20 protein-coding genes and 1 riboswitch are annotated in these 19,504 nt (G+C 67.8%); of the genes, 14 read left to right on the top strand and 6 right to left on the bottom strand.

What is annotated here, in order from left to right; genetic code table 11:
• Positions 1–83: 83 nt before the first annotated feature.
• From bluB to cobU, 3 genes are read right to left on the bottom strand one after another with little or no spacing between them, the layout of a single operon-like run.
• A complete protein-coding gene (gene bluB / locus QA649_RS30655) occupies positions 84–716 on the bottom strand; it encodes a 5,6-dimethylbenzimidazole synthase (protein WP_283020471.1) in 633 nt (210 codons plus the stop codon).
• Between the two features lie 4 nt (positions 717–720).
• Positions 721–1,503: an adenosylcobinamide-GDP ribazoletransferase gene (gene cobS, locus QA649_RS30650; RefSeq protein ID WP_283020470.1), complete on the bottom strand. Its 783-nt coding sequence runs from the start codon at positions 1,501–1,503 to the stop codon at positions 721–723.
• Positions 1,500–2,003, bottom strand: coding sequence for a bifunctional adenosylcobinamide kinase/adenosylcobinamide-phosphate guanylyltransferase (gene cobU, locus QA649_RS30645; RefSeq protein WP_283020469.1), 504 nt, complete (start codon positions 2,001–2,003; stop codon positions 1,500–1,502). Before cobU ends, cobS begins: the two co-directional genes overlap by 4 nt.
• A gap of 121 nt (positions 2,004–2,124) precedes the next feature.
• On the opposite strand from cobU, the gene cbiB reads away from it, so the two are divergent.
• Together cbiB and cobD are read left to right on the top strand one after the other, a co-directional pair.
• Positions 2,125–3,066 carry an adenosylcobinamide-phosphate synthase CbiB gene (gene cbiB / locus QA649_RS30640; protein ID WP_283020468.1) on the top strand — a complete coding sequence of 314 codons (942 nt, stop codon included), beginning with the start codon at positions 2,125–2,127 and terminating at the stop codon, positions 3,064–3,066.
• Positions 3,067–3,077: 11 nt separating this feature from the next.
• Positions 3,078–4,043 (top strand): threonine-phosphate decarboxylase CobD, encoded by a 966-nt coding sequence (cobD, locus tag QA649_RS30635; protein ID WP_283020467.1) that lies wholly within the window; start codon positions 3,078–3,080, stop codon positions 4,041–4,043.
• Here the strand turns inward: cobD and QA649_RS30630 are convergent.
• Both QA649_RS30630 and cobO read right to left on the bottom strand, forming a co-directional pair.
• Complete coding sequence (locus QA649_RS30630) at positions 4,032–5,480, bottom strand: cobyric acid synthase (RefSeq protein WP_283020466.1); 1,449 nt, start codon at positions 5,478–5,480, stop codon at positions 4,032–4,034. The genes cobD and QA649_RS30630 overlap by 12 nt on opposite strands.
• A gap of 5 nt (positions 5,481–5,485) precedes the next feature.
• Positions 5,486–6,121, bottom strand: a complete 636-nt coding sequence (gene cobO, locus QA649_RS30625) for a cob(I)yrinic acid a,c-diamide adenosyltransferase (RefSeq protein WP_283020465.1) — start codon at positions 6,119–6,121, stop codon at positions 5,486–5,488.
• 40 nt (positions 6,122–6,161) lie between these two features.
• Positions 6,162–6,382: riboswitch (cobalamin riboswitch) on the top strand.
• A gap of 94 nt (positions 6,383–6,476) precedes the next feature.
• Here cobO and QA649_RS30620 point away from each other — a divergent pair.
• The 7 genes from QA649_RS30620 to cobJ are packed head-to-tail and all read left to right on the top strand — an operon-like array spanning position 6,477 to position 14,384.
• On the top strand, positions 6,477–6,851 hold the full coding sequence (locus QA649_RS30620) for a DUF1636 domain-containing protein (RefSeq protein ID WP_283020464.1): 375 nt from the start codon (positions 6,477–6,479) through the stop codon (positions 6,849–6,851).
• Positions 6,848–7,882, top strand: a complete 1,035-nt coding sequence (gene cobW, locus QA649_RS30615; RefSeq protein WP_283020463.1) for a cobalamin biosynthesis protein CobW — start codon at positions 6,848–6,850, stop codon at positions 7,880–7,882. Before QA649_RS30620 ends, cobW begins: the two co-directional genes overlap by 4 nt.
• Positions 7,882–11,130, top strand: a complete 3,249-nt coding sequence (cobN, locus tag QA649_RS30610; RefSeq protein ID WP_283020462.1) for a cobaltochelatase subunit CobN — start codon at positions 7,882–7,884, stop codon at positions 11,128–11,130. The genes cobW and cobN overlap by 1 nt, the downstream gene beginning before the upstream one ends.
• On the top strand, positions 11,127–12,290 hold the full coding sequence (gene cobG / locus QA649_RS30605; protein ID WP_283020461.1) for a precorrin-3B synthase: 1,164 nt from the start codon (positions 11,127–11,129) through the stop codon (positions 12,288–12,290). The genes cobN and cobG overlap by 4 nt, the downstream gene beginning before the upstream one ends.
• Complete coding sequence (locus QA649_RS30600; RefSeq protein WP_283020460.1) at positions 12,290–12,919, top strand: precorrin-8X methylmutase; 630 nt, start codon at positions 12,290–12,292, stop codon at positions 12,917–12,919. Before cobG ends, QA649_RS30600 begins: the two co-directional genes overlap by 1 nt.
• A gap of 2 nt (positions 12,920–12,921) precedes the next feature.
• Positions 12,922–13,653, top strand: coding sequence for a precorrin-2 C(20)-methyltransferase (locus QA649_RS30595; protein WP_283020459.1), 732 nt, complete (start codon positions 12,922–12,924; stop codon positions 13,651–13,653).
• A complete protein-coding gene (gene cobJ, locus QA649_RS30590; RefSeq protein WP_283020458.1) occupies positions 13,650–14,384 on the top strand; it encodes a precorrin-3B C(17)-methyltransferase in 735 nt (244 codons plus the stop codon). The genes QA649_RS30595 and cobJ overlap by 4 nt, the downstream gene beginning before the upstream one ends.
• On the opposite strand, the gene QA649_RS30585 is transcribed toward cobJ, so the two are convergent.
• Positions 14,360–15,106: a cobalt-precorrin-6A reductase gene (locus QA649_RS30585; RefSeq protein ID WP_283020457.1), complete on the bottom strand. Its 747-nt coding sequence runs from the start codon at positions 15,104–15,106 to the stop codon at positions 14,360–14,362. The genes cobJ and QA649_RS30585 overlap by 25 nt on opposite strands.
• On the opposite strand from QA649_RS30585, the gene cbiT reads away from it, so the two are divergent.
• From cbiT to cobA, 5 genes are read left to right on the top strand one after another with little or no spacing between them, the layout of a single operon-like run.
• A complete protein-coding gene (gene cbiT, locus QA649_RS30580; protein ID WP_283020456.1) occupies positions 15,105–16,286 on the top strand; it encodes a precorrin-6Y C5,15-methyltransferase (decarboxylating) subunit CbiT in 1,182 nt (393 codons plus the stop codon). The two genes, QA649_RS30585 and cbiT, sit on opposite strands and share 2 nt — an antisense overlap.
• A complete protein-coding gene (locus tag QA649_RS30575) occupies positions 16,283–16,651 on the top strand; it encodes a cobalamin biosynthesis protein (protein WP_283020455.1) in 369 nt (122 codons plus the stop codon). Before cbiT ends, QA649_RS30575 begins: the two co-directional genes overlap by 4 nt.
• Positions 16,648–17,430 carry a precorrin-4 C(11)-methyltransferase gene (cobM, locus tag QA649_RS30570; RefSeq protein WP_283020454.1) on the top strand — a complete coding sequence of 261 codons (783 nt, stop codon included), beginning with the start codon at positions 16,648–16,650 and terminating at the stop codon, positions 17,428–17,430. Before QA649_RS30575 ends, cobM begins: the two co-directional genes overlap by 4 nt.
• Positions 17,430–18,740, top strand: coding sequence for a cobyrinate a,c-diamide synthase (locus QA649_RS30565; RefSeq protein ID WP_283020453.1), 1,311 nt, complete (start codon positions 17,430–17,432; stop codon positions 18,738–18,740). The genes cobM and QA649_RS30565 overlap by 1 nt, the downstream gene beginning before the upstream one ends.
• Positions 18,737–19,468: a uroporphyrinogen-III C-methyltransferase gene (gene cobA / locus QA649_RS30560; protein WP_283020452.1), complete on the top strand. Its 732-nt coding sequence runs from the start codon at positions 18,737–18,739 to the stop codon at positions 19,466–19,468. Before QA649_RS30565 ends, cobA begins: the two co-directional genes overlap by 4 nt.
• Positions 19,469–19,504 lie beyond the last annotated feature (36 nt).

Raw genomic sequence — 19,504 nt, 5'->3', positions numbered from 1 at the left:
TGCGACGAAGCAATCCAGAATCCCTCCGCGGAAAGACTCTGGATTGCTTCGCTGCGCTCGCAATGACGGAGGAGAGTGCGGTCTTACCGCCGCAGCGTGAATTCTTCCGCGCCGCGCCGGTGCTCCCATTTCGCCTGCTCCAGCTCGGGCTGGTCGCATTCGACCTCCGGATAGCCGATGCAGAGATAGGCGATGAATTTCCAGGTGTCAGGCACGTCGAGAATGGCGTGGATGCGATCGGGATTCAGGATCGACACCCAGCCAAGGCCAATGCCTTCCGCGCGCGCGGCGAGCCACATCGCGGTGATCGCCGCGACCACGGAATATTCCGTGGTTTCCGGCATGGTGGCGCGGCCAAGGCCGTGGCCGACGTCGGTGGCCTTGTCCGCGAACACGGCGAGGTGGCCCGGCGCCTGTTCGAGGCCCGACAGTTTTAGCGTGGCATAGCGCGCCGCGCGCTCTCCGGAATAACAATTGAGTGCATCCGCATTGCACGCCTTGAAATCGTCGATCACGGCGCGGCGCCGTGCGGCATCATCGACGATGACGAAGCGCCAGGGCTGGCTGAGGCCGACCGACGGGGAAAGACACGCCGTCTCGATCAGGCGATCGACGGCGCGGTCCGGCAGCGGATCGCTGCGAAAGCGGCGCACGTCGCGGCGCCATACGAACAGTTCGTGCAGGTGCCGGCGGAAGGTGTCGTCGAACTCGACCATGAGATCAGCGTCCCGTCTGGAAGGCCGCGGCGACCAGCAGGATCAGGATCTCGCCCGTCTGCTCGAAGGCGCCGAGAATGTCGCCAGTCTGCCCGCCGATCTGGCGGATGGCGAGCCGCGCCAGCAGCAGCCCGGCGAGCGAGAGCAGGATCAGGCCGACCAGCGCCTTGCCCGGCCCCAACGCCAGGGCGAGCACGAGCGTTCCAACCGCGAAGGCGATGGCGACGCTGCGGCCCGGCGGCGCTCCGGCGCTGGCCGAGAGGCCGTCAGGCCGCGCCGGCGGGACCAGCGACATGAAGGCCGGTACGCCCGCGCGTGCCGCAGCATGCGCAGCGCACAGCGCCATCGCGACCGCCGAGGGACTGGCGATCGCCGCGAGCGCGCTCCAGCGCAGGCCGAACGACAGGATCAGTGCGCAGACGCCGTAACTGCCGATCCGGCTATCGCGCATGATCTCCAGCTTGCGCTCGCGCGTGCGGCCGCCGCCGAGCCCGTCGGCTGTGTCGGCGAGCCCGTCCTCGTGCAGCGCGCCGGTGATGAGGGCGGTCGTGGCCAGTGCGAGCAGGGCGGCAAGGTTGGGTGTCAGCCCGAACCGAATGGCGATCTTGTAGACCATGGCGCCGGCAAGGCCGACCAGCAGTCCGGCCACGGGGAGCGCCCAGGTCGCGCGCGCGAGGGCACCGTCGGTTGCGGGCTTCGACGATGCCACGGGCAGGATCGTGACGAACGATGCCGCCATCCTGAGATCGGCAATGACGTCTTTGAAAAGTTCGGCGTGCACCATCATTTCAGCTTCATCGGCAGGCCGGCGACGACGAACTCGACCTCATCGGCGACGCTAGCGATGATCTGGTTCATGATCCCGGCGGCGTCGCGGAAGCTGCGCGCCAAAGCGTTGTCGGGGACGATGCCGAGGCCGACTTCATTGGTCACGAGGACAACGGGGCTCTTCAGGCGAGGCAGGGCCTCCGCGAGCTCGCTCACCTCGTGCTCCCAGTCGCGCTCCGCATGCATCAGGTTGGAGAGCCACAGCGTCAGGCAGTCCACGAGCCTTGCGCCGCCGCCATCGCTTGCGAGCAGAGCGGGCACGAGATCCAGCGGCACCTCGCGCTCGATCCAGTCGGTTCCGCGGCGCGCGCGGTGCTTCGCGATGCGCGCTTCCATTTCGCCATCGAGCGCCTCGGCCGTCGCGAGATAGACAGGCTGGCCCGAAAATGCGCGCGCACGCGCTTCCGCCCGCGTGCTTTTGCCCGATCGCGCTCCGCCGGTGATCAGAATGACGGCCATGAAGGTCTCCTGTCGGCAGCACTAATCACCAAACGCGGCCAAAGACAAAGCCGAAATCAGGCCGCCGGGGGCTTGCGCTCGGCCGCCGCTTTGCGCAACAGGGGCGGGACAGGAGGCGGGTTTGGGCTTTGCGGGCGCGATGGTGGTGGCGATGGCAGTGGATGTCCTTTTGGGCTGGCCGTTGTGGCTGTTCGCGCGGATCGGTCATCCCGTGACCTGGCTGGGCCGGCTGATCGGCGCGATCGATACCGGCTGGAATCGCTCCTCCGATGCGCCGGGGGTCCGCCGCACTGCGGGCGTCGTTGGAGCACTCGCGGTGATCGCATTGTCCGTTGCGATCGGCTGGGGCCTTCAGTCGCTGCTCCCTTGGGGATGGGCGCAGATCGTGCTGGTGGGCGTGCTCGCCTGGCCGCTGGTCGCGCTGCGCTCGCTCCATGATCACGTTGCCGCCGTCGCGAGGCCCTTGCAGGCCGGCGACATCGCCGCTGCACGCGAGGCCGTGTCGCGCATCGTCGGCCGCGATCCCGCGGCGCTCGATGAAGCCGGCATCGCGCGCGCGGCAATCGAGAGCCTCGCCGAGAACGCCTCCGACGGCATCGTCGCGCCGGTGTTCTGGGGCGCGCTGTTCGGCCTGCCCGGCATCCTCGGCTACAAGGCCATCAATACGCTGGATTCCATGATCGGCCATCGCAGCGAGCGGCACGAGGCCTTCGGCTGGGCCGCCGCGCGCATCGACGATGTCGCAAATTTCATTCCGGCGCGTCTGACCGGATTTCTGTTCGTGCTGTTGGCACCACGGCGATCCGAAGCGTTGTCGTGCATGACGCGCGATGCGCGTCGCCATCGCTCGCCCAACGCCGGCTGGCCGGAAGCGGCGATGGCGGGCGCGCTTGGTGTGCGGCTCAGTGGCCCCCGCATCTATCATGGCAGCGTCACAAAGGAGCCCTGGCTCAACGAAGGCGCGCGCGATCCGCGTCCCGCCGACATCGGCGAGGGGCTGAACGTCTACCGCCGTGCCATGCTGCTGCTCGCAGGCCTGCTTGCGATCCTGGCCTTCGCGTGAAAGAACGGAGCATGCGCGAGCACGGTGGAAATCTCGATCTGGCCCAGCAGCGGTTCGGCGGCCGAACCGAGGACTGGATCGACCTGTCGACGGGGATCAACCGGGTGCCTTATCCGGTAGGCGAGGTGAGCGCGCGCGCGTGGACTGCGCTGCCGTCGCGTGCCGAGATCGATGCGTTGGATCAGGCCGCGCGGCACGCCTACCGCACGAGTGCGGCGCTCGTTGCGATGGGTGGCGCGCAAGCCGCCATTCAACTATTGCCGCAACTCGCGCCATGCGGCCGCGCCCGCATCCTCGCGCCGACCTACAATGAATACGCCGGAGTCCTCTCGGCTACGGGCTGGGATGTCCAGGAGGTCAGAGACCTTCAGGCATTGGCAGGCGCGGACCTCGCCATCATCGTCAATCCCAACAACCCCGATGGCCGAAGCCACGCGCCCAATGATTTGCTTGCACTGCTGCCGCGCGTCGGCCGTCTCGTGGTTGACGAGAGTTTTGCCGATGCCGTTCCGCATCTGTCGCTGGCACCGGACGCGGATCAGCCGGGACTGCTGATCCTGCGCTCGTTCGGAAAGTTTTACGGGTTGGCCGGCCTGCGGCTTGGGTTCGCGATCGGCAATGGAGCCGACGTCGGCAAGCTCGCGGCGGCGTCAGGTCCGTGGCCGGTTTCTGGCGCGGCGATTGCGATCGGCTGCCGCGCCTTGCGGGACGATGCCTGGACTGAGACCACCTCAGCGCGTCTTGTGCGCGACAGCATACGGCTCGACGCGATGATGCAGTCGCAGAACTGGACGCTCATCGGCGGCACGCCGCTGTTTCGTCTCTACGAGACGCCTGACGCACTGGCCGCACAGGACAAGCTGGCGCGCGGCCAGATCTGGTCGCGCGTGTTCGCGAAAGAGCCGACATGGCTGCGGCTCGGGCTCCCCGGCAGCGAAGCCGAGTGGACGCGCCTTGGCGAGGTCCTAGCGCGCTAGCGCGAGCACGCCTTCGACGTCGAGATGCTTTTCGATGTGATCGGCGAGGGCATCGAGCGCGCTCTCGACCCTGGCGTGATAGGGCTCTTCGCCCGCGGGAATATCGAGTTTCGCCAGATACGCCTTGCGGAAATCATCCGACGTGAAGAGGCCATGCAAATAGCTGCCTTGCACGCGGCCGTCGCGCGAGATCGCGCCCTCGGGCTCGCCGTTCAAGCTGGCGAACGGACGCGCGCGATCGGGCCCGTCGGTGCGGCCGATGTGGATTTCGTAGGCCTGGATTGGCTGATCGGTCGCGGCATGCACGGCGGCAACACGCGTCAGCGTCTTCTGCGGGGTCATCACCGTCTGGACATCGAGAAGTCCTAGGCCTGGCGTGTCGCCCGCAGGACCTTCGATGCTTTCAGGGTCGGAAACGCTGCGCCCCAGCATCTGGTAGCCGCCGCAAAGGCCGAGCACATGACCGCCGCGGCGGTGATGCGCGAGCAGATCGATATCCCAGCCCTGCGCACGCAGGAAGGCGAGATCGCCGCGGGTGGATTTGGAGCCGGGGATGATGACGAGACGGACATCGCCGGGGATCGCGTCGCCCGGACGGACCATGACGAGATCGACACCAGGCTCGAGCTTGAGCGGATCGAGATCGTCGAAATTGGCGATCCGTGACAGCGCGAGGCACGCGATCTTGCATTGCCCGGGCTTGCGCGCATCGCTCAGGCCCAGCGCGTCCTCGGCCGGCAGCTCGCCGGCGCGCGCGAACCAGGGCAGCACGCCAAGGCCGCGCCACGACGTCTTCTGCTCGATCAGCCCGTAGCCGTCGTCGAACAGCGTAGGATCGCCGCGGAACTTGTTGATCACAAAGCCCTGGATCATCGCGGCATCATCAGGATCGATCACCGTCTTGATACCGACGAGCTGGGCGATGACGCCGCCGCGATCGATGTCGCCGACCAGCACGACCGGAACGTCGGCCTTGCATGCAAAGCCCATATTGGCGATGTCGGCCTTGCGCAGGTTTACCTCGGCCGGGCTGCCGGCGCCTTCGATCAGCACGAGATCGGAGCGTGCCTTCAGCCGCTCGAAACTCTCGAGCACCGCGCCCATCAGCGAGGGCTTCATCGCCGCATATTCGCGCGCACGCGCGGTCGCAATGCGCTTGCCGTGAACAACGACCTGGGCGCCGACATCGGTCTCGGGCTTGAGCAGCACCGGGTTCATGTCGGTGTGCGGCTCGACGCCGGCCGCGAGCGCCTGCAGCGCCTGGGCGCGACCGATCTCGCCGCCGTCGACCGTGACGGCCGCATTGTTCGACATGTTCTGCGGCTTGAACGGGAGCACACGCAGGCCGCGCCGCGTGAAGGCGCGCGCAAGACCGGCGACGATGAGCGACTTGCCCACGTCCGAGCCGGCTCCCTGGATCATCAATGCGCGCGCCATCGAATTCAGAACTCGACGCCGGCCTGCGCCTTGATGCCGGAGCGGAAGGGGTGTTTCACCAGCGTCATCTCGGTGACGAGATCGGCGATCTCGATCAGCTCGTCCTTGGCGTTGCGGCCGGTGAGCACGACATGCGTCATCGGAGGCTTCTGCGTGGTCAGGAACTCCACCACCTCGGCGATGTCGAGATAGTCGTAGCGCAGCGCGATGTTGATCTCGTCGAGCACGACCATGCGCAAATTGGGATCGAGGATCAGCTCCTTGGCCTTCTCCCAGCCGGCGCGCGCGGCGGCGATGTCGCGGGCGCGGTCCTGCGTCTCCCAGGTAAAACCTTCGCCCATGGCGTGGAACTGGCAGAGCTCGCCGAAATGGCCGGTGAGCAGGCGCCGTTCGCCGGTATCCCAGGCGCCCTTGATGAACTGCACCACCGCGCAGGGAAAGCCGTGGGCGACGGAGCGGACGATCATGCCGAAGGCGGAGGAGGACTTGCCCTTGCCCGCGCCGGTATGGACGATGATGAGGCCCTTTTCGCCGCTCTTGGTCGCCATGATCTTGTCGCGGGCGGCCTTCTTCTTCGCCATTTTCTGGGCGTGCCGGGCGTCGGTTTCCTCGGCCGTCTGGGTATCCGGTTCAGGCGTCATCTGACGGGGTCCTTCGGCTTGACAAGAGGCGGCCGGGGGCAAATGGTGGCCCGGCGTTGGTTCCTGTCCTATGACAGGCGAAGAGGGAATGCGATAGGGTCCGAATCGGCAAGATTTGGGTCCAAAATGCAGCCGCCCCCGCGACCGTGACCGGAGAGATGCCCGAAGCCACTGATTCCCACGGGAATCGGGAAGGCGGGGATCGAAGGGCAAAACCCTGCTCCGCAAGCCGGGAGACCTGCCAGCGCGGACGAGTTTTGGACCGGCGGACGGGGTGTTCCGCGACGGGGAAGCGGGCCTTCAAGAGAATGGTCCGTGCGCCTCTTCGCTTCCCGCTGTTTATCTGGAAGAGGCGATGACCGTCACACTTCACGTCTGTATCACCTGCCGCGCCGGCCAGACGCTTGGCGAGGGCGAGACGACACCCGGCAAGCGCCTGCATGGTGCGATGCTCGAAGCGGGCGTGCCCGAGGGCGTCAATGTGGTTCCCGTCGAATGCCTGTCGGCCTGCAGCCAGGGCTGCTCGGTTGCGCTCAGTGCGCCCGGACGCTGGTCCTATGTCTATGGCCGCCTCTCGGATGCCAATGCGCAGGACGTGCTCGCGGGCGCCGCGGCCTATGCCGCCGCGCCTGACGGCCTCGTGCCCTGGCGCAGCCGTCCCGAAATCTTCCGCAAGCAGTCGCTTGCCCGCATTCCCCCCATCGCCGTCGTGCCGGAGGCCGCTGAATGAACTCGCTCGCAAAAGTCCCTGTCACGGTGGTCACAGGCTTTCTCGGTTCCGGCAAGACCACGCTGATCCAGCATCTGCTGACCAATGCCAACGGCAAGAAGCTTGCGGTGCTCGTCAACGAGTTCGGCAGCGAGGGGGTCGACGGCGAGATCCTGAAGTCCTGCGCCGATGCCAATTGCCCGGAGGAGAACATCGTCGAACTGGCCAATGGCTGCATCTGCTGCACCGTGGCCGACGATTTCATTCCGACCATGGAGCAATTGCTGGCGCGCCCCGTGCGGCCCGATCACATCCTGATCGAGACCTCGGGCCTGGCGCTGCCAAAGCCGCTGCTGAAGGCGTTCGACTGGCCGGAGATCCGCTCGCGGATCACGGTCGATGGCGTGATCGCACTTGCCGATGCTGAAGCTGTCGCCGCCGGCCGCTTCGCGCCCGATCCGGATGCAGTCGAGGCGCAGCGTGCAGCAGACGAGAATCTCGATCACGAGACGCCGCTCTCGGAAGTGTTCGAGGACCAGATCGCCTGCGCCGACATCGTGCTGCTGACCAAGGCCGATCTCGCCGGCAGCGCCGGAATTGAAGCCGCCAAGGCCGCGATCACTGCCGAGATGCCGCGCCGCGTGCCGATGTTGCCCGTCACGGACGGTGCGATCGATGCGCGCGTCATCCTCGGTCTCGGCGCCGCCGCAGAAAACGATCTCGCCGCGCGTCCCTCGCATCATGATGGCGAGGAGGAGCACGAGCACGATGATTTCGCCTCCGTCGTGATCGATCTTCCTGAGGTCGCCGATGTCGATGCGCTGGTCGCATCGGTCCAGCGACTGGCGCGCGAGCAGAACGTGCTGCGCGCCAAGGGCTATATCGCGGTCGCGGGCAAGCCGATGCGCCTGTTGCTGCAAGCCGTCGGCGAGCGCGTGCGCCACCAGTTCGACAAGCCCTGGGGCGCGGGTCTCAGGCAGTCCAAGCTCGTCGTGATCGGCGAGCATGGCGACATCGATGAGGCCGCGATCAGGTCGGGACTCGGCATCTGATGCACGTCGTCTTCCGCGAGAGCCGCGGTCTGGAGGAGACCGCGACGCCAAGAGATATCGGCCAGGACCCGGCCGATCTCGTGGTGCTCTCGTATTCGGATTCTGATCTTGCCGCGTTTGCGGCCGGCTGGCGGCGTGGCCGCGACAGCCTGCCGTCGCTGCGGCTCGCCAATCTCGCGGAACTACGACATCCACTGTCGGTCGACACCTATATCGAGCGGACGCTGTCGCAGGCGCGCGGCATCCTGGTGCGCCTGATCGGCGGCGAGTCCTACTGGCAGTATGGGCTCGCAGCGCTGCGGCAACTCGCGAAGGATCGCAACATCGTGCTGGCCGTGCTGCCGGCCGACGGTCGCGACGACACGCGGCTCGATGCGTATTCGACCTTGCCGGTTTCGACGCTGCGCCGGCTCAAGGTGCTCTGCGACACCGGCGGCCCGGTCGCGGCGCAAGCGGCGATCGCGCAGCTTGCGCTGGCCTCGGGACTCTATGCAGGTCCGGTCGTCGGCGAGATGACGGTGCCCGAGATGGGATTTTACGATCCCGCGCGTGGTGTCATCCCGGCGCCGGTCGCGGTGGAGGGAAAGCCGCGCGCGCTGGTAACGTTCTATCGCTCCTATCTCACCGCTGCCGATACCGGCCCTGTCGATGCGCTCATCGCGGCGATGCGCGACAAGGGTTTTGACGCGCATGGCGTGTTCGTCACCTCGCTGAAGGCGGCGGGCGTTGCCGATTGGCTGCGCGCGTATCTCGCGCAAAATCCGGCGGCTGCGATCGTCAATGCGACGGCGTTTTCCGCGATTGGCGACGACGGCAACACGCCGTTCGATGCCGCATCGTGTCCGGTGTTCCAGGTCGCGCTCTCCACCGCGCGGCGTGAGGACTGGGCGGAATCGCTGCGCGGCCTCTCGCCCGGCGACCTCGCGATGCATGTGGTGCTGCCAGAGGTCGATGGCCGCGTTTTCGCGGGCGTGGTGAGCTTCAAGTCGGCTGCGGAGCGCGATCCCGATTTGCAGTTCTCGCATCTGGCGCACAGGCCCGACGAGGAGCGCGTGAAAGCCGTCGCCGCGCGTGTCGCGACCTGGCGGCGGCTCGCGGTGAAACCGGCCGGCGAGAAGCGCGTGGCGATCGTGCTCTCGAACTATCCGGGCCGTCCGCACCAGATTGCGCATGCGGTCGGTCTCGACGCGCTGGCTTCGGTCGAAGCGCTGGTATCCGATCTCGCGAAAGCCGATTTTGATATCGCGCCGGTTCATGCACTTGGCGAGACGCTGCTCAAGCAGCAATTGACCTGGAGCGTTGCGGAGTACCGCGCAGCGTTATCGCGCCTGCCGCAATCGCTGCAGGACGATCTCGCGCAAGCCTGGGGCGCGCCGGAGACTGATCCAAGCTGCCGCGACGGCGCGTTTCATTTCGCGGCCATCACTTGCGGCAACTCGATCATCGCGGTCCAGCCGGAGCGCGGCGATGCGGCAACGCGCGATGCCGACTATCACGATCTCGCCCGCACGCCGCGCCAAGCCTATGTCGCGTTCTATCTCTGGCTCCGCGTGCAGGGGATTGATGCCGTTGTGCACATGGGCGCACATGGCACACTGGAATGGCTGCCCGGAAAATCCGTCGCGCTGTCATCGGCCTGCTGGCCCGAAGCCCTGATCGGCGACCTCCCCGTCATCTATCCCTTCATCGTCAACGATCCCGGCGAGGCCGCACAGGCCAAGCGGCGCTTAGGTGCGGTGACAATCGGCCATCTGCCGCCGCCGCTTGAAAGATCCGCCGTGCCGGAAGGCCTGCGCCGGCTTGAACGTCTACTCGACGAATATTCGACCGCCGATGGTCTCGACCCCGCCCGCCGGCAGCGTTTGATCGCCGCGATCCGCGACGAGGCGCGCGCGGCAGGTCTCGAAGACGATCTCGGCCTGGATGCCTCGGCCGCGCCGGCCGAAGCGATCCCGCGCATCGACCGCTTCGTCTGCGATCTCAAGGAGAGTCAGTTCGGCGACGGCCTGCACGTGTTCGGCCGCGGCGCCTGTGGCGAGGTGGAGCGCGATGCGTTGCGTGCTGCGCTCGCAGGACAGCGCGTCGCGCCGGGGCCATCGGGCTCGCCCTATCGCGGCCGTCAGGACGTCTTGCCGACCGGGCGCAATCTCTTTGCCGTCGATCCGCGCGCGGTGCCGACGCCGTCGGCGCATGCGCAGGGGATAAAACTCGCCGAAGAGCTGCTGCGGCGTCATCTGCAGGATCACGGCGACTGGCCGAAGGGCCTCGTCGTCGATCTCTGGGGCTCGGCGACCATGCGCACCGCCGGCGAGGAATTTGCCATGGCGCTGCATCTGGCCGGCCTCGCGCCGCGCTGGGATCATGCCTCCGGCCGCGTCACGGGTTATGACATCATCGCGCCGGCCGAGCTCGGCCGCCCCCGGATTGATGTCACGCTACGCGTGTCAGGCCTGTTCCGCGATGTCTTCGCAGGCCTTGCGCAATTGTTCGAGGCCGCATCCGAGGCGCTCGCGTCGCGCGACGACGAGGGCGAGGAGAATCCGTATCGCCAGCGCACCTCCCGCGTGTTCGCGCCGCGTCCCGGACAATACGGCGTCGGCCTGTCGGCGATCCCGGATGCATTCACATCCGAGACGCGCGAAGCGGCCGGCGAGGCCTGGCTGTCGGCATCGTCCTGGGCGTTCTCAACCGATGGCGAGATCAGGCCCGACCGCGCCGGCATCGAACAGCGGCTCGCCTCTGCCGACGTCTTCGTCCACGTTCAGGACTTGCCCGAAACCGATCTGCTGCTCGCCGCGGATTATGCCGCGCACGAAGCCGGCGTGGCGGCAGCGGCGGCGCATCTCGGCGGAACCACGCCGTCGCTTTATCATCTCGACGCAACGCGCCCCGATCAGCCTCATGCGCGCACGCTGACCGAAGAGATCTCCCGTGTGGTCCGCGCGCGCGCGGCCAATCCGGCTTGGATCGCCGGCATGATGCGCCACGGTTTTCGCGGCGCCGCAGAGATCACTGCGACGCTCGAGCACATGGCTGCCTTCGCCCATCTGGCGGGCGCCGTGCCACCGCATCTGTTCGATCTCTATTATGACGCGACGCTTGGCAGTGACGACGTCAGCGCCTTCATGGCCCGTGAAAATCCGGCGGCGCTCGCCGCGATGGAGACCTGCTTCACCCGTCTGCATGAAGCCTCGCTCTGGCGGACCCGCCGCAATTCGATCGCGGCGGCGCTGAGGGAGGCGTCATGAGCGCGGCCATGGTCAAGGGCTGGTGCCCCGGTGCGCTGCGGCCAATGCAATCGGGCGACGGCCTCGTCGTCCGCGTGCGGCCGTTCGGCGGGCGGCTCGATGCGGCGCAGGTGTCCGGACTTGCGCATCTGGCCGATCGCCATGGCAACGGCCTGATCGACGTCACCAGCCGCGCCAATCTGCAGATCAGGGGCGTCAGCGACAGCAGCCACCGGCTGCTGCTCGATGGGCTCGCGCAGCTAGCCCTGCTCGATCCGGACGCCGACACCGAATCCCGGCGTAACATCCTCGTGACGCCGTTCTGGCGCGCAGGTGACGAGACCCAGGCGCTCGCCGCCGAGCTCGAAGAGGCGCTCGAGAACAGCGTACTCGCGCTCCCGACCAAATTCGGCTTCGCCGTCGATGACGGCAGCTCGCGCGTTCTCGCCGGCGATTCCGCTGATGTGCGGATCGAGCGCGATCGCGCCGGTGGACTGCTGGTCCGGGCCGATGGCGCCAGGCTCGGCCGTTCCGTGGCGCGCGGTGAGGCCGTGACCACCGCGCTCGCGCTCGCAAACTGGTTCGTGACATCAGGCGGTGCCAGGGGCGGGCGAGGGCGCATGGCCGCGCATCTCGCAGCCGGTGCGGAATTGCCCGAGGCGTTGGGCGGCGAGGCTGAGCCGATGCCGGTCATGGCCGCAGTGCGTCCCGGCCTCTATCCGCAGGGCGCGCTGGTCGGCGTCGCCTTCGGGCAGATGCCGCATGCGACGCTCAACCAGTTCGCCGGTTGCGGACATGCGCTGCGCATCACGCCATGGCGGATGGTTTTGAGCGAGGACAAGCGGACGATGCCGTCCGCCGCCGGCCTCATCACCGAGGCCTACGATCCGGCGCTACGCGTCATTGCCTGCAGCGGTGCGCCGCGCTGTCGCGAGGCCCACGCCGACACCCGCGCGCTGGCAGCCGCGCTCGCGCCCAACATCGGCGCGGCGGCGCGGCTGCATGTCTCGGGCTGTGCCAAGGGCTGCGCGCATTCCGGCGCGGCCGCGATCACGCTGGTCGCGACCGGCGCCGGCTTCGATCTCGTGCGCGGCGGATCTACACGCGATGAACCCATCCTGCGCGGGCTGAGCCGCGACGACATCGTCGGCAATCCCTCCATCCTGCTGGGAGGGCATTGATGCCGCACGTTTACGAGACCGATGGCGCGGCGATCTACCGGCAGTCCTTTGCGACCATTCGCGCGGAAGCCGATCTTGCCCGCTTCACACCCGATGAAGAGCAGGTCGTGGTGCGGATGATCCATGCCGCAGGCATGGTGGGCCTCGAAGCGCATATCCGCTTCACATCAGGCATGGCGATCGCAGCGCGCGCCGCGCTGCAGAAGGGCGCCCCGATCCTGTGCGATGCGCGCATGGTCTCCGAGGGGATCACGCGCGCGAGACTACCGGCCGACAATGCCGTGATCTGCACCCTCGGTGACGCCGCCGTTCCGGCGCTGGCGCAATCCATGCGCAACACACGCTCGGCTGCCGCCCTTGAGCTGTGGCGGCCGCATCTCGCGGGCGCGATTGTTGCGATCGGCAACGCGCCGACCGCGCTGTTCCATCTTCTCAACATGCTCGAGGATCGCGACTGCCCGCGGCCGGCCGCCATCATCGGCTGTCCGGTCGGCTTCGTCGGTGCCGCCGAGTCCAAGGCCGCGCTGATGGCCAATCCACCCGTGCCGGCGCTGACGGTCGAGGGCCGCCTTGGGGGCTCGGCGATCACGGTCGCTGCCGTGAACGCGCTGGCGAGCCGGAGCGAATAGCGATGGGACGCATCATCTGCTGCGGTCTCGGCCCCGGTGATCCCGATCTGATGAGCGTGCGCGCCGATCGCACCGTGCGCGGCGCCCAACACGTTGCCTATTTCCGCAAGAAAGGCAGGCCGGGTCAGGCACGGCGCATTGTCGAGGGCATGCTGGCCTCCAACGTCACCGAATATCCGATGGAGTATCCGGTGACGACGGAGATCGCATTCGACAGCCCCGAATACGTGCAGCTGCTCGCCGGATTCTACGATGAATGGGCCGAGCGCCTGGCGCGGCTGACGCGCGCGGTTGACGTCGTCGTGCTCTGTGAGGGCGATCCCTACTTCTACGGCTCCTTCATGCATCTGCACACGCGCCTGCAGGGGCGCGTCGAGATCGAGGTGATCGCGGGCATTCCCGGCATGGTTGGCTGCTGGAATGGCGTGGGACAACCAATCGCGCTCGGTGATGACGTGACGACGGTGCTGATGGGCACGCTTCCCGAGGGCGAACTCGAACGCCGCATGCGCGATTCCGACGCGCTGGTCGTCATGAAAACCGGCCGCAATCTCGCAAAGGTGCGTCGCGCGCTCGCCTCCGCCGGGCGGCTGGACGATGCCTGGCTGGTCGAGCGCGGCACCATGCCGGGCGAGCGCGTGGCGCGGCTTGCCGAGATCGATGCCGCCGACTGTCCCTATTTCGCGATCGTGCTCGTGCACGGCAAGGGCCGCCATCTGGACGCGGCCGAATGACGGGCACCCTGACCATCGCGGGCCTCGGCCCCGGCAGCGAGGCGCTAGTGACGCCGGAGGTTTCCGCCGCGCTCGCGACCGCGACGGACATCCTGGGCTATGCGCCCTATGTCTCGCGCGTGCCGCCGCGACCGGGCCTCAAGCTGCATCCATCCGACAACCGCGAAGAGCTGCAACGCGCGAGCGAGGCGTTGCGTCTGGCCGCCGAAGGCGGGCAGGTCGTCGTCGTCTCCTCGGGAGATCCCGGCGTCTTCGCGATGGCGTCTGCCGTGTTCGAGGCGCTTGAACAGGCGCCGCAATATCAGGCGTTGCCGATCCGCGTGCTGCCGGGCATCACCGCGATGCTGGCGGCCGCCGCGCGGGCCGGCGCGCCGCTCGGACACGACTTCTGCGCGATCAATCTCTCCGATAATCTCAAGCCGTGGGCGGTGATCGAGAAGCGTCTGCGGCTCGCGGCGGAGGGCGATTTTGCGATCGCGATGTACAACCCCCGTTCGGCGAGCCGGCCTGAGGGATTTGGCCGCGCGCTGGCGGTGTTGAAAGAGTCCGGCTGCGGGGAGCGCCTCGTGATCTTCGCGCGCGCGATCAGCGCTGCTGACGAGAAGATCGAGACCGTCTCGCTGAACGAGGCACGGCCCGAGATGGCCGACATGCGGACCGTCGTCATCGTCGGCAATTCGCAGACGCGCCGCGTCGGCCGCTGGGTCTATGCACCGAGGCGGGTAGAATGACCGAGCCACTGCATCACGTCGGCGACACTCTCGACCCGCGGACGCTCGGGCAGTTTTGGTCGCGAGATCATGATCACGGGAAGGCCGATCACGCGCGCTGCGTCGATCTTGGCGCGCGCGCCGTCGCCACCGGAATTGCGGGCGACGATCCAGGCGATGCCACGGCTCCGCATCATCTCCAGTTCGCCCTCAAGCGTGAACGGTCCGCGCGACACGATCACGTCGGCTGCGAAGGGCAGGGGCGCCTCGGGCGGATCGACGAACCGCAGCGTGTAGGCGTGCCGAGGCTTGCTCGCGAATGGCGCGATGTGCTGGCGGCCAATGGCGAGAAAGACGCGCGCAGGCGTCTCGGGCAGCTCTGCGACGGCCGCGTTGACGTCGTCGACCTCGATCCAGTTGTCGCCTTGCGTCCTGTCCCATGGCATGCGTTCGAGCGCGATCAACGGCGTACCGGCTTCGGCGCACGCCGCAACCGCATTGCGGCTCATCTCGGCAGCGAAGGGATGCGTCGCGTCGATCACGTGCGTGATGCCTTCGCGGCGGATGTAATCGGCAAGCCCGCCGACGCCACCAAAGCCGCCGATGCGGGTCGGCAGCGGCTGGTCGGCCGGCGTGCGGGTGCGGCCGCCATAGGAGTAGACGGCTTCTATGCGCGCACGCGCGATTTCTGCAGCGAGCGAGCTCGCATCGGCCGTTCCGCCCAGAATGAGGGCGCGCGTCATGGCTGATCCCTGGCTGACTATCATTGGTATCGGCGAAGATGGCCTTGCCGGGCTGTCGGACGCAAGCCGAAAGGCGCTTGCGATGGCTGAAACCGTGTTCGGTGGTGAGCGCCATCTTGCACTTGCGGAGGTCGATAGCCGTGGTCGCCCGTGGCCGGTGCCGTTCGATGCCGATGTCGTGCTGAGCTGCCGCGGCAGGCCGACGGTGGTGCTCGCCTCCGGCGATCCGTTCTGGCATGGCGCCGGCGCAAGCATCGCCGAGAAGCTGCAGGCTGGCGAATGGATCGCGCACTCCGCGCCGTCGACCTTCTCGCTTGCGGCCGCGCGGCTGGGCTGGCGACTCGAATCCGCCGTCTGCCTCGGGCTTCACGCCGCGCCTTTCGAGCGCCTCGTGCCGCATCTGGCGCGAGGGGCTCACATCATCTGCCTCGTGCGCGATGGGAAGGCGGCGGGTGATCTTGCAAAATGGTTGAGCGAGCGCGGATGGGGGGCCTCGGCCTTCTGGATGCTCGCTGCGCTGGGCGGGCCGCGCGAGAGCATCAGGGAATATCGTGCCGACAGCTTTGCCGGCGATCTCACCGGAAACCTGGTTGTGGTCGCGCTTGAAGCGAAGGGAGCTCAGGGCATCCCCGGCAGCTCGGGACTTTCAGACGATCTCTTCATCCACGACGGCCAGATCACCAAGCGGCCTGTGCGCGCGCTGGCGCTTTCGGCGCTGGCGCCGCGTCCCGGCGAGCGGCTATGGGATATCGGCGCCGGATCGGGCTCGATCTCGGTGGAGTGGGCGCTGTGTGGTGGGACGGCGACTGCGGTCGAAGCGCGCGAGGATCGCGCCGCGAATATCCGCAAGAATGCGGCTGCGTTCGGACTGGCGCCTCGCATCACCATCGTTGAGGGGAAAGCGCCGGGAGCTCTCGCTGGGCTGGACGCGCCGGACGCCGTCTTCATCGGCGGCGGTCTCGACAAGGCGATGTTCGATGCGATCTGGTCGCATCTCGCTCCGGGGACACGCCTGGTTACGCATGCGGTGACGCTGGAGACGGAAGCGCTGCTCGGCGAATTGCATCAGCGTCATGGCGGCGAGTTGATGCGGGTCGAGATCGCACATGCCGCGCCGCTCGGCCGCTATCGGTCATGGGAGGCCGCTCGACCGGTGGTGCAGTGGAGTGCGGTCCGATGAAGGTCGCTGGGCTCGGGTTCAGAAAGGATGTCACACTGGCTTCGCTGCGCGAGGCGCTGCTGGCTGCCGGCGGCCCCGAAGGGCTCGTGGCGGTGGCAACTGTCAGCTACAAGGCCGACGCGGAGGCGCTGAAGCAGCTCGCACGTGAGTGCGGTGTGCCGATCAGGGCCGTTCCGGCCGAGACACTGGCCGGCATCGACACGCTCACGCAATCGAAGCTCATCGCAGAGAAGTTCGGCACGGGATCTCTTGCCGAAGCTGCGGCGCTCGCGGCGGCTGGCCCTCGCGCGAGATTGATTGCGTCGCTCGCGGTCTCGCAGGACCGCACGGCCACCGCCGCGATCGCGGAAGGAGATGGCCCATGACCGTGCATTTCATCGGCGCCGGGCCGGGCGCTCCCGATTTGCTGACGTTGCGCGGCCGCGACCTGATTGCGGCCTGTCCGGTCTGCCTCTATGCCGGCTCGCTGGTGCCCGAAGGCGTCCTGGCGCATTGCCCGCCCGGCGCGCACATCATCAACACGGCACCGATGTCGCTCGATGAGATCATCGCGGAGATTGTCGCCGCGCATGCGGGGGGCAAGGACGTCGCGCGGCTGCATTCCGGCGATCTCTCGATCTGGTCGGCGATGGGCGAGCAACTCCGCCGCCTGCGTGCGCTCGGCATTCCCTATACCGTCACGCCCGGCGTTCCTTCTTTCTCCGCCGCTGCGGCAGCACTTGAGGCCGAGCTGACTTTGCCCGGCCTGGCTCAGAGCGTGGTGCTGACGCGCACGCCGGGCCGCGCCAGCGCGATGCCGGAGGGCGAGAAGCTTGCCGCCTTCGCCGCCACCGGCGCGGTGCTCGCGATCCATCTCTCGATCCATCTGCTCGACCAGGTCGTCGCCGAGCTCACGCCGCATTACGGCACGGATTGCCCGGTCGCGATCGTCTGGCGCGCGAGCTGGCCGGATCAGCGCATCGTGCGCGCGACGCTGGCGACGCTTGATGCGGCCGTGGGCAGCGAGATGGAGCGCACCGCGCTGATCCTGATCGGCAAGACGCTTGGCGCTGCGGATTTCGACGAGAGCCGCCTCTATGCCGCCGACTACGACCGCCGCTATCGGCCGGTCGGCGCCGAGCCGCGCTTTCCGGAGGCGTCGTGATGGCGGCAGGCCTCGTCATCTCCGCACCTGCGTCGGGCGTCGGCAAGACCACGCTGACGCTGGCGCTCGCGCGCGCCTGGCGCAATCATGGCCTCAAGGTGCAATGCTTCAAGAGTGGCCCCGATTACATTGATCCCGCATTCCACGCTGCTGCCACGGGACGCGCCTCCGTCAACGTCGATAGCTGGGCGATGGACCGCGCGACGATCGACCATCTCGTCGCTCGCGGCACGGACGCCGACATTGTCCTCGCCGAAGGCTCGATGGGCCTTTTCGACGGCGTCGCCACGCGCGGCGTGTCCGGCACCGGCGCTTCGGCCGACATCGCGGAGATGCTGGGCTGGCCGGTGGTGCTGGTGATCGATCCCTCGGGGCAGGCGCAGACGGCGGCGGCGATCGCCGCGGGCCTTCGCGACTATCGCGCGGGCGTGCGCCTTGCCGGCGTCGTGCTCAATCGCGTTGCCAGCCCGCGCCACGAAGACCTCGTACGGCGTGCGCTGAACGATGCCGGCATCGCCGTGTTCGGTGCGCTCCCCCGTCATGCCGAGATCAGCCTGCCGAAACGCCATCTCGGTTTGGTGCAGGCGGAGGAGCAGGCCGAGATCGGCAAGCTGATCGACGAAGCCGCGCGCTTCGTCGCTGAGCATGTCGATCTCGACGCGGTGCTGGGATCGGCAGCCAGCTGGTCGCCGCAACCTTCGGCGAACGCCCTGAATGTGACGCCGCCCGGGCAGCGCATTGCGCTGGCCCGCGACGCGGCATTCTCCTTCGTCTATCCGCACATGCTGGAAGCCTGGCGCGCGGCGGGCGCCGAGATCTCGACATTCTCGCCGCTCGCCGACGAAGTGCCAGACGCGAACGCCGACGTCTGCTGGCTGCCCGGCGGGTATCCCGAGCTTCACGCGGGAAAGATCGCGGCCAATGCGCGCTTTCGCAGCGGCCTGCGCGCGTTCGTCGAGACGCGAACGGTGCACGGCGAGTGCGGAGGCTATATGGTCATGGGAAATGCTTTGACCGATGCCGACGGTGTCCGTCATGAGATGACGGGTCTGCTTGGCCTGGAGACCAGCTTTGCCAAGCGCCGCATGCATCTGGGCTATCGTCTCGCCACCCTTGCCGCACCCATGCCGGGGCACCAGGCGGGCGCACGCCTGCGCGGCCACGAATTCCACTATTCGACCATCCTCGCCCAGCCCGATACGCCGCTGGCGGTCGTGCATGATGCAACGGGCGCGGTCATCGCCGAGACCGGCTCGCAGCGCGGCCGTGCCACCGGCACATTCTTCCATCTGATCGCGGAGGACCGGTGAGCGGCTTTGTTTCCTTCGTCTCTGCTGGTCCCGGCGACCCCGAGCTCCTCACCGTGAAGGGCGCCACGCGGCTGCGCGAGGCCGACGTCGTGCTGTATGACGACCTGGCGTCCGGCGCGATCCTCGATCTCGCACGGCCCGGCGCCAATCTCGTTGCGGTGGGCAAGCGGGCGGGGCGCCCCTCGACCAAGCAGCACCACGTCAATCGCCTCCTGGTCGACTACGCCGCAACCGGTGCACGTGTGGTGCGGCTGAAGTCCGGCGATGCCGGCATTTTCGGCCGGCTCGAGGAGGAGATCGAGACGCTGCGCGAGGCCGGCATCGGCTACGAGATCGTTCCCGGCGTGACCTCGGCCTGCGTCGCCGCAGCGCAGGCGGGAATCCCGCTGACCCGACGCCACACCTCGCGCCGGGTGCAGTTCGTGACCGGGGCCGATGTCACCGGCGAGCTGCCGCCAAACCTGAACTGGGCGGCGCTGGCTGATCCTGAAGCGACCACCGTGGTCTATATGGGCCGGCGCACCTTTCCGGCGCTTGCCGCAAAATTGATCGCGCATGGCCTCGCCCCCGAGACACCGGCGCTGTTCGCCGAATCCCTCGGCCGACCCGACGAACGGCTGGTCCGCACCACGATTGCCGAGCTTGCCGAGCAGCTTGCACGGGGCGGGGCGGCTTCGACGGCCGCCGTGATCCTGTTCGGCGCGCTGGCGGGGGAATATCCGTCATGACCGCCGCTGCCGCCGTTCGCCCCTTGACGCCTGCAA

The sequence above is a fragment of the Bradyrhizobium sp. CB1717 genome (genome assembly GCF_029714325.1).
GTDB lineage: Bacteria > Pseudomonadota > Alphaproteobacteria > Rhizobiales > Xanthobacteraceae > Bradyrhizobium.
This window is presented reverse-complemented; position numbering and strand designations above follow the sequence as displayed.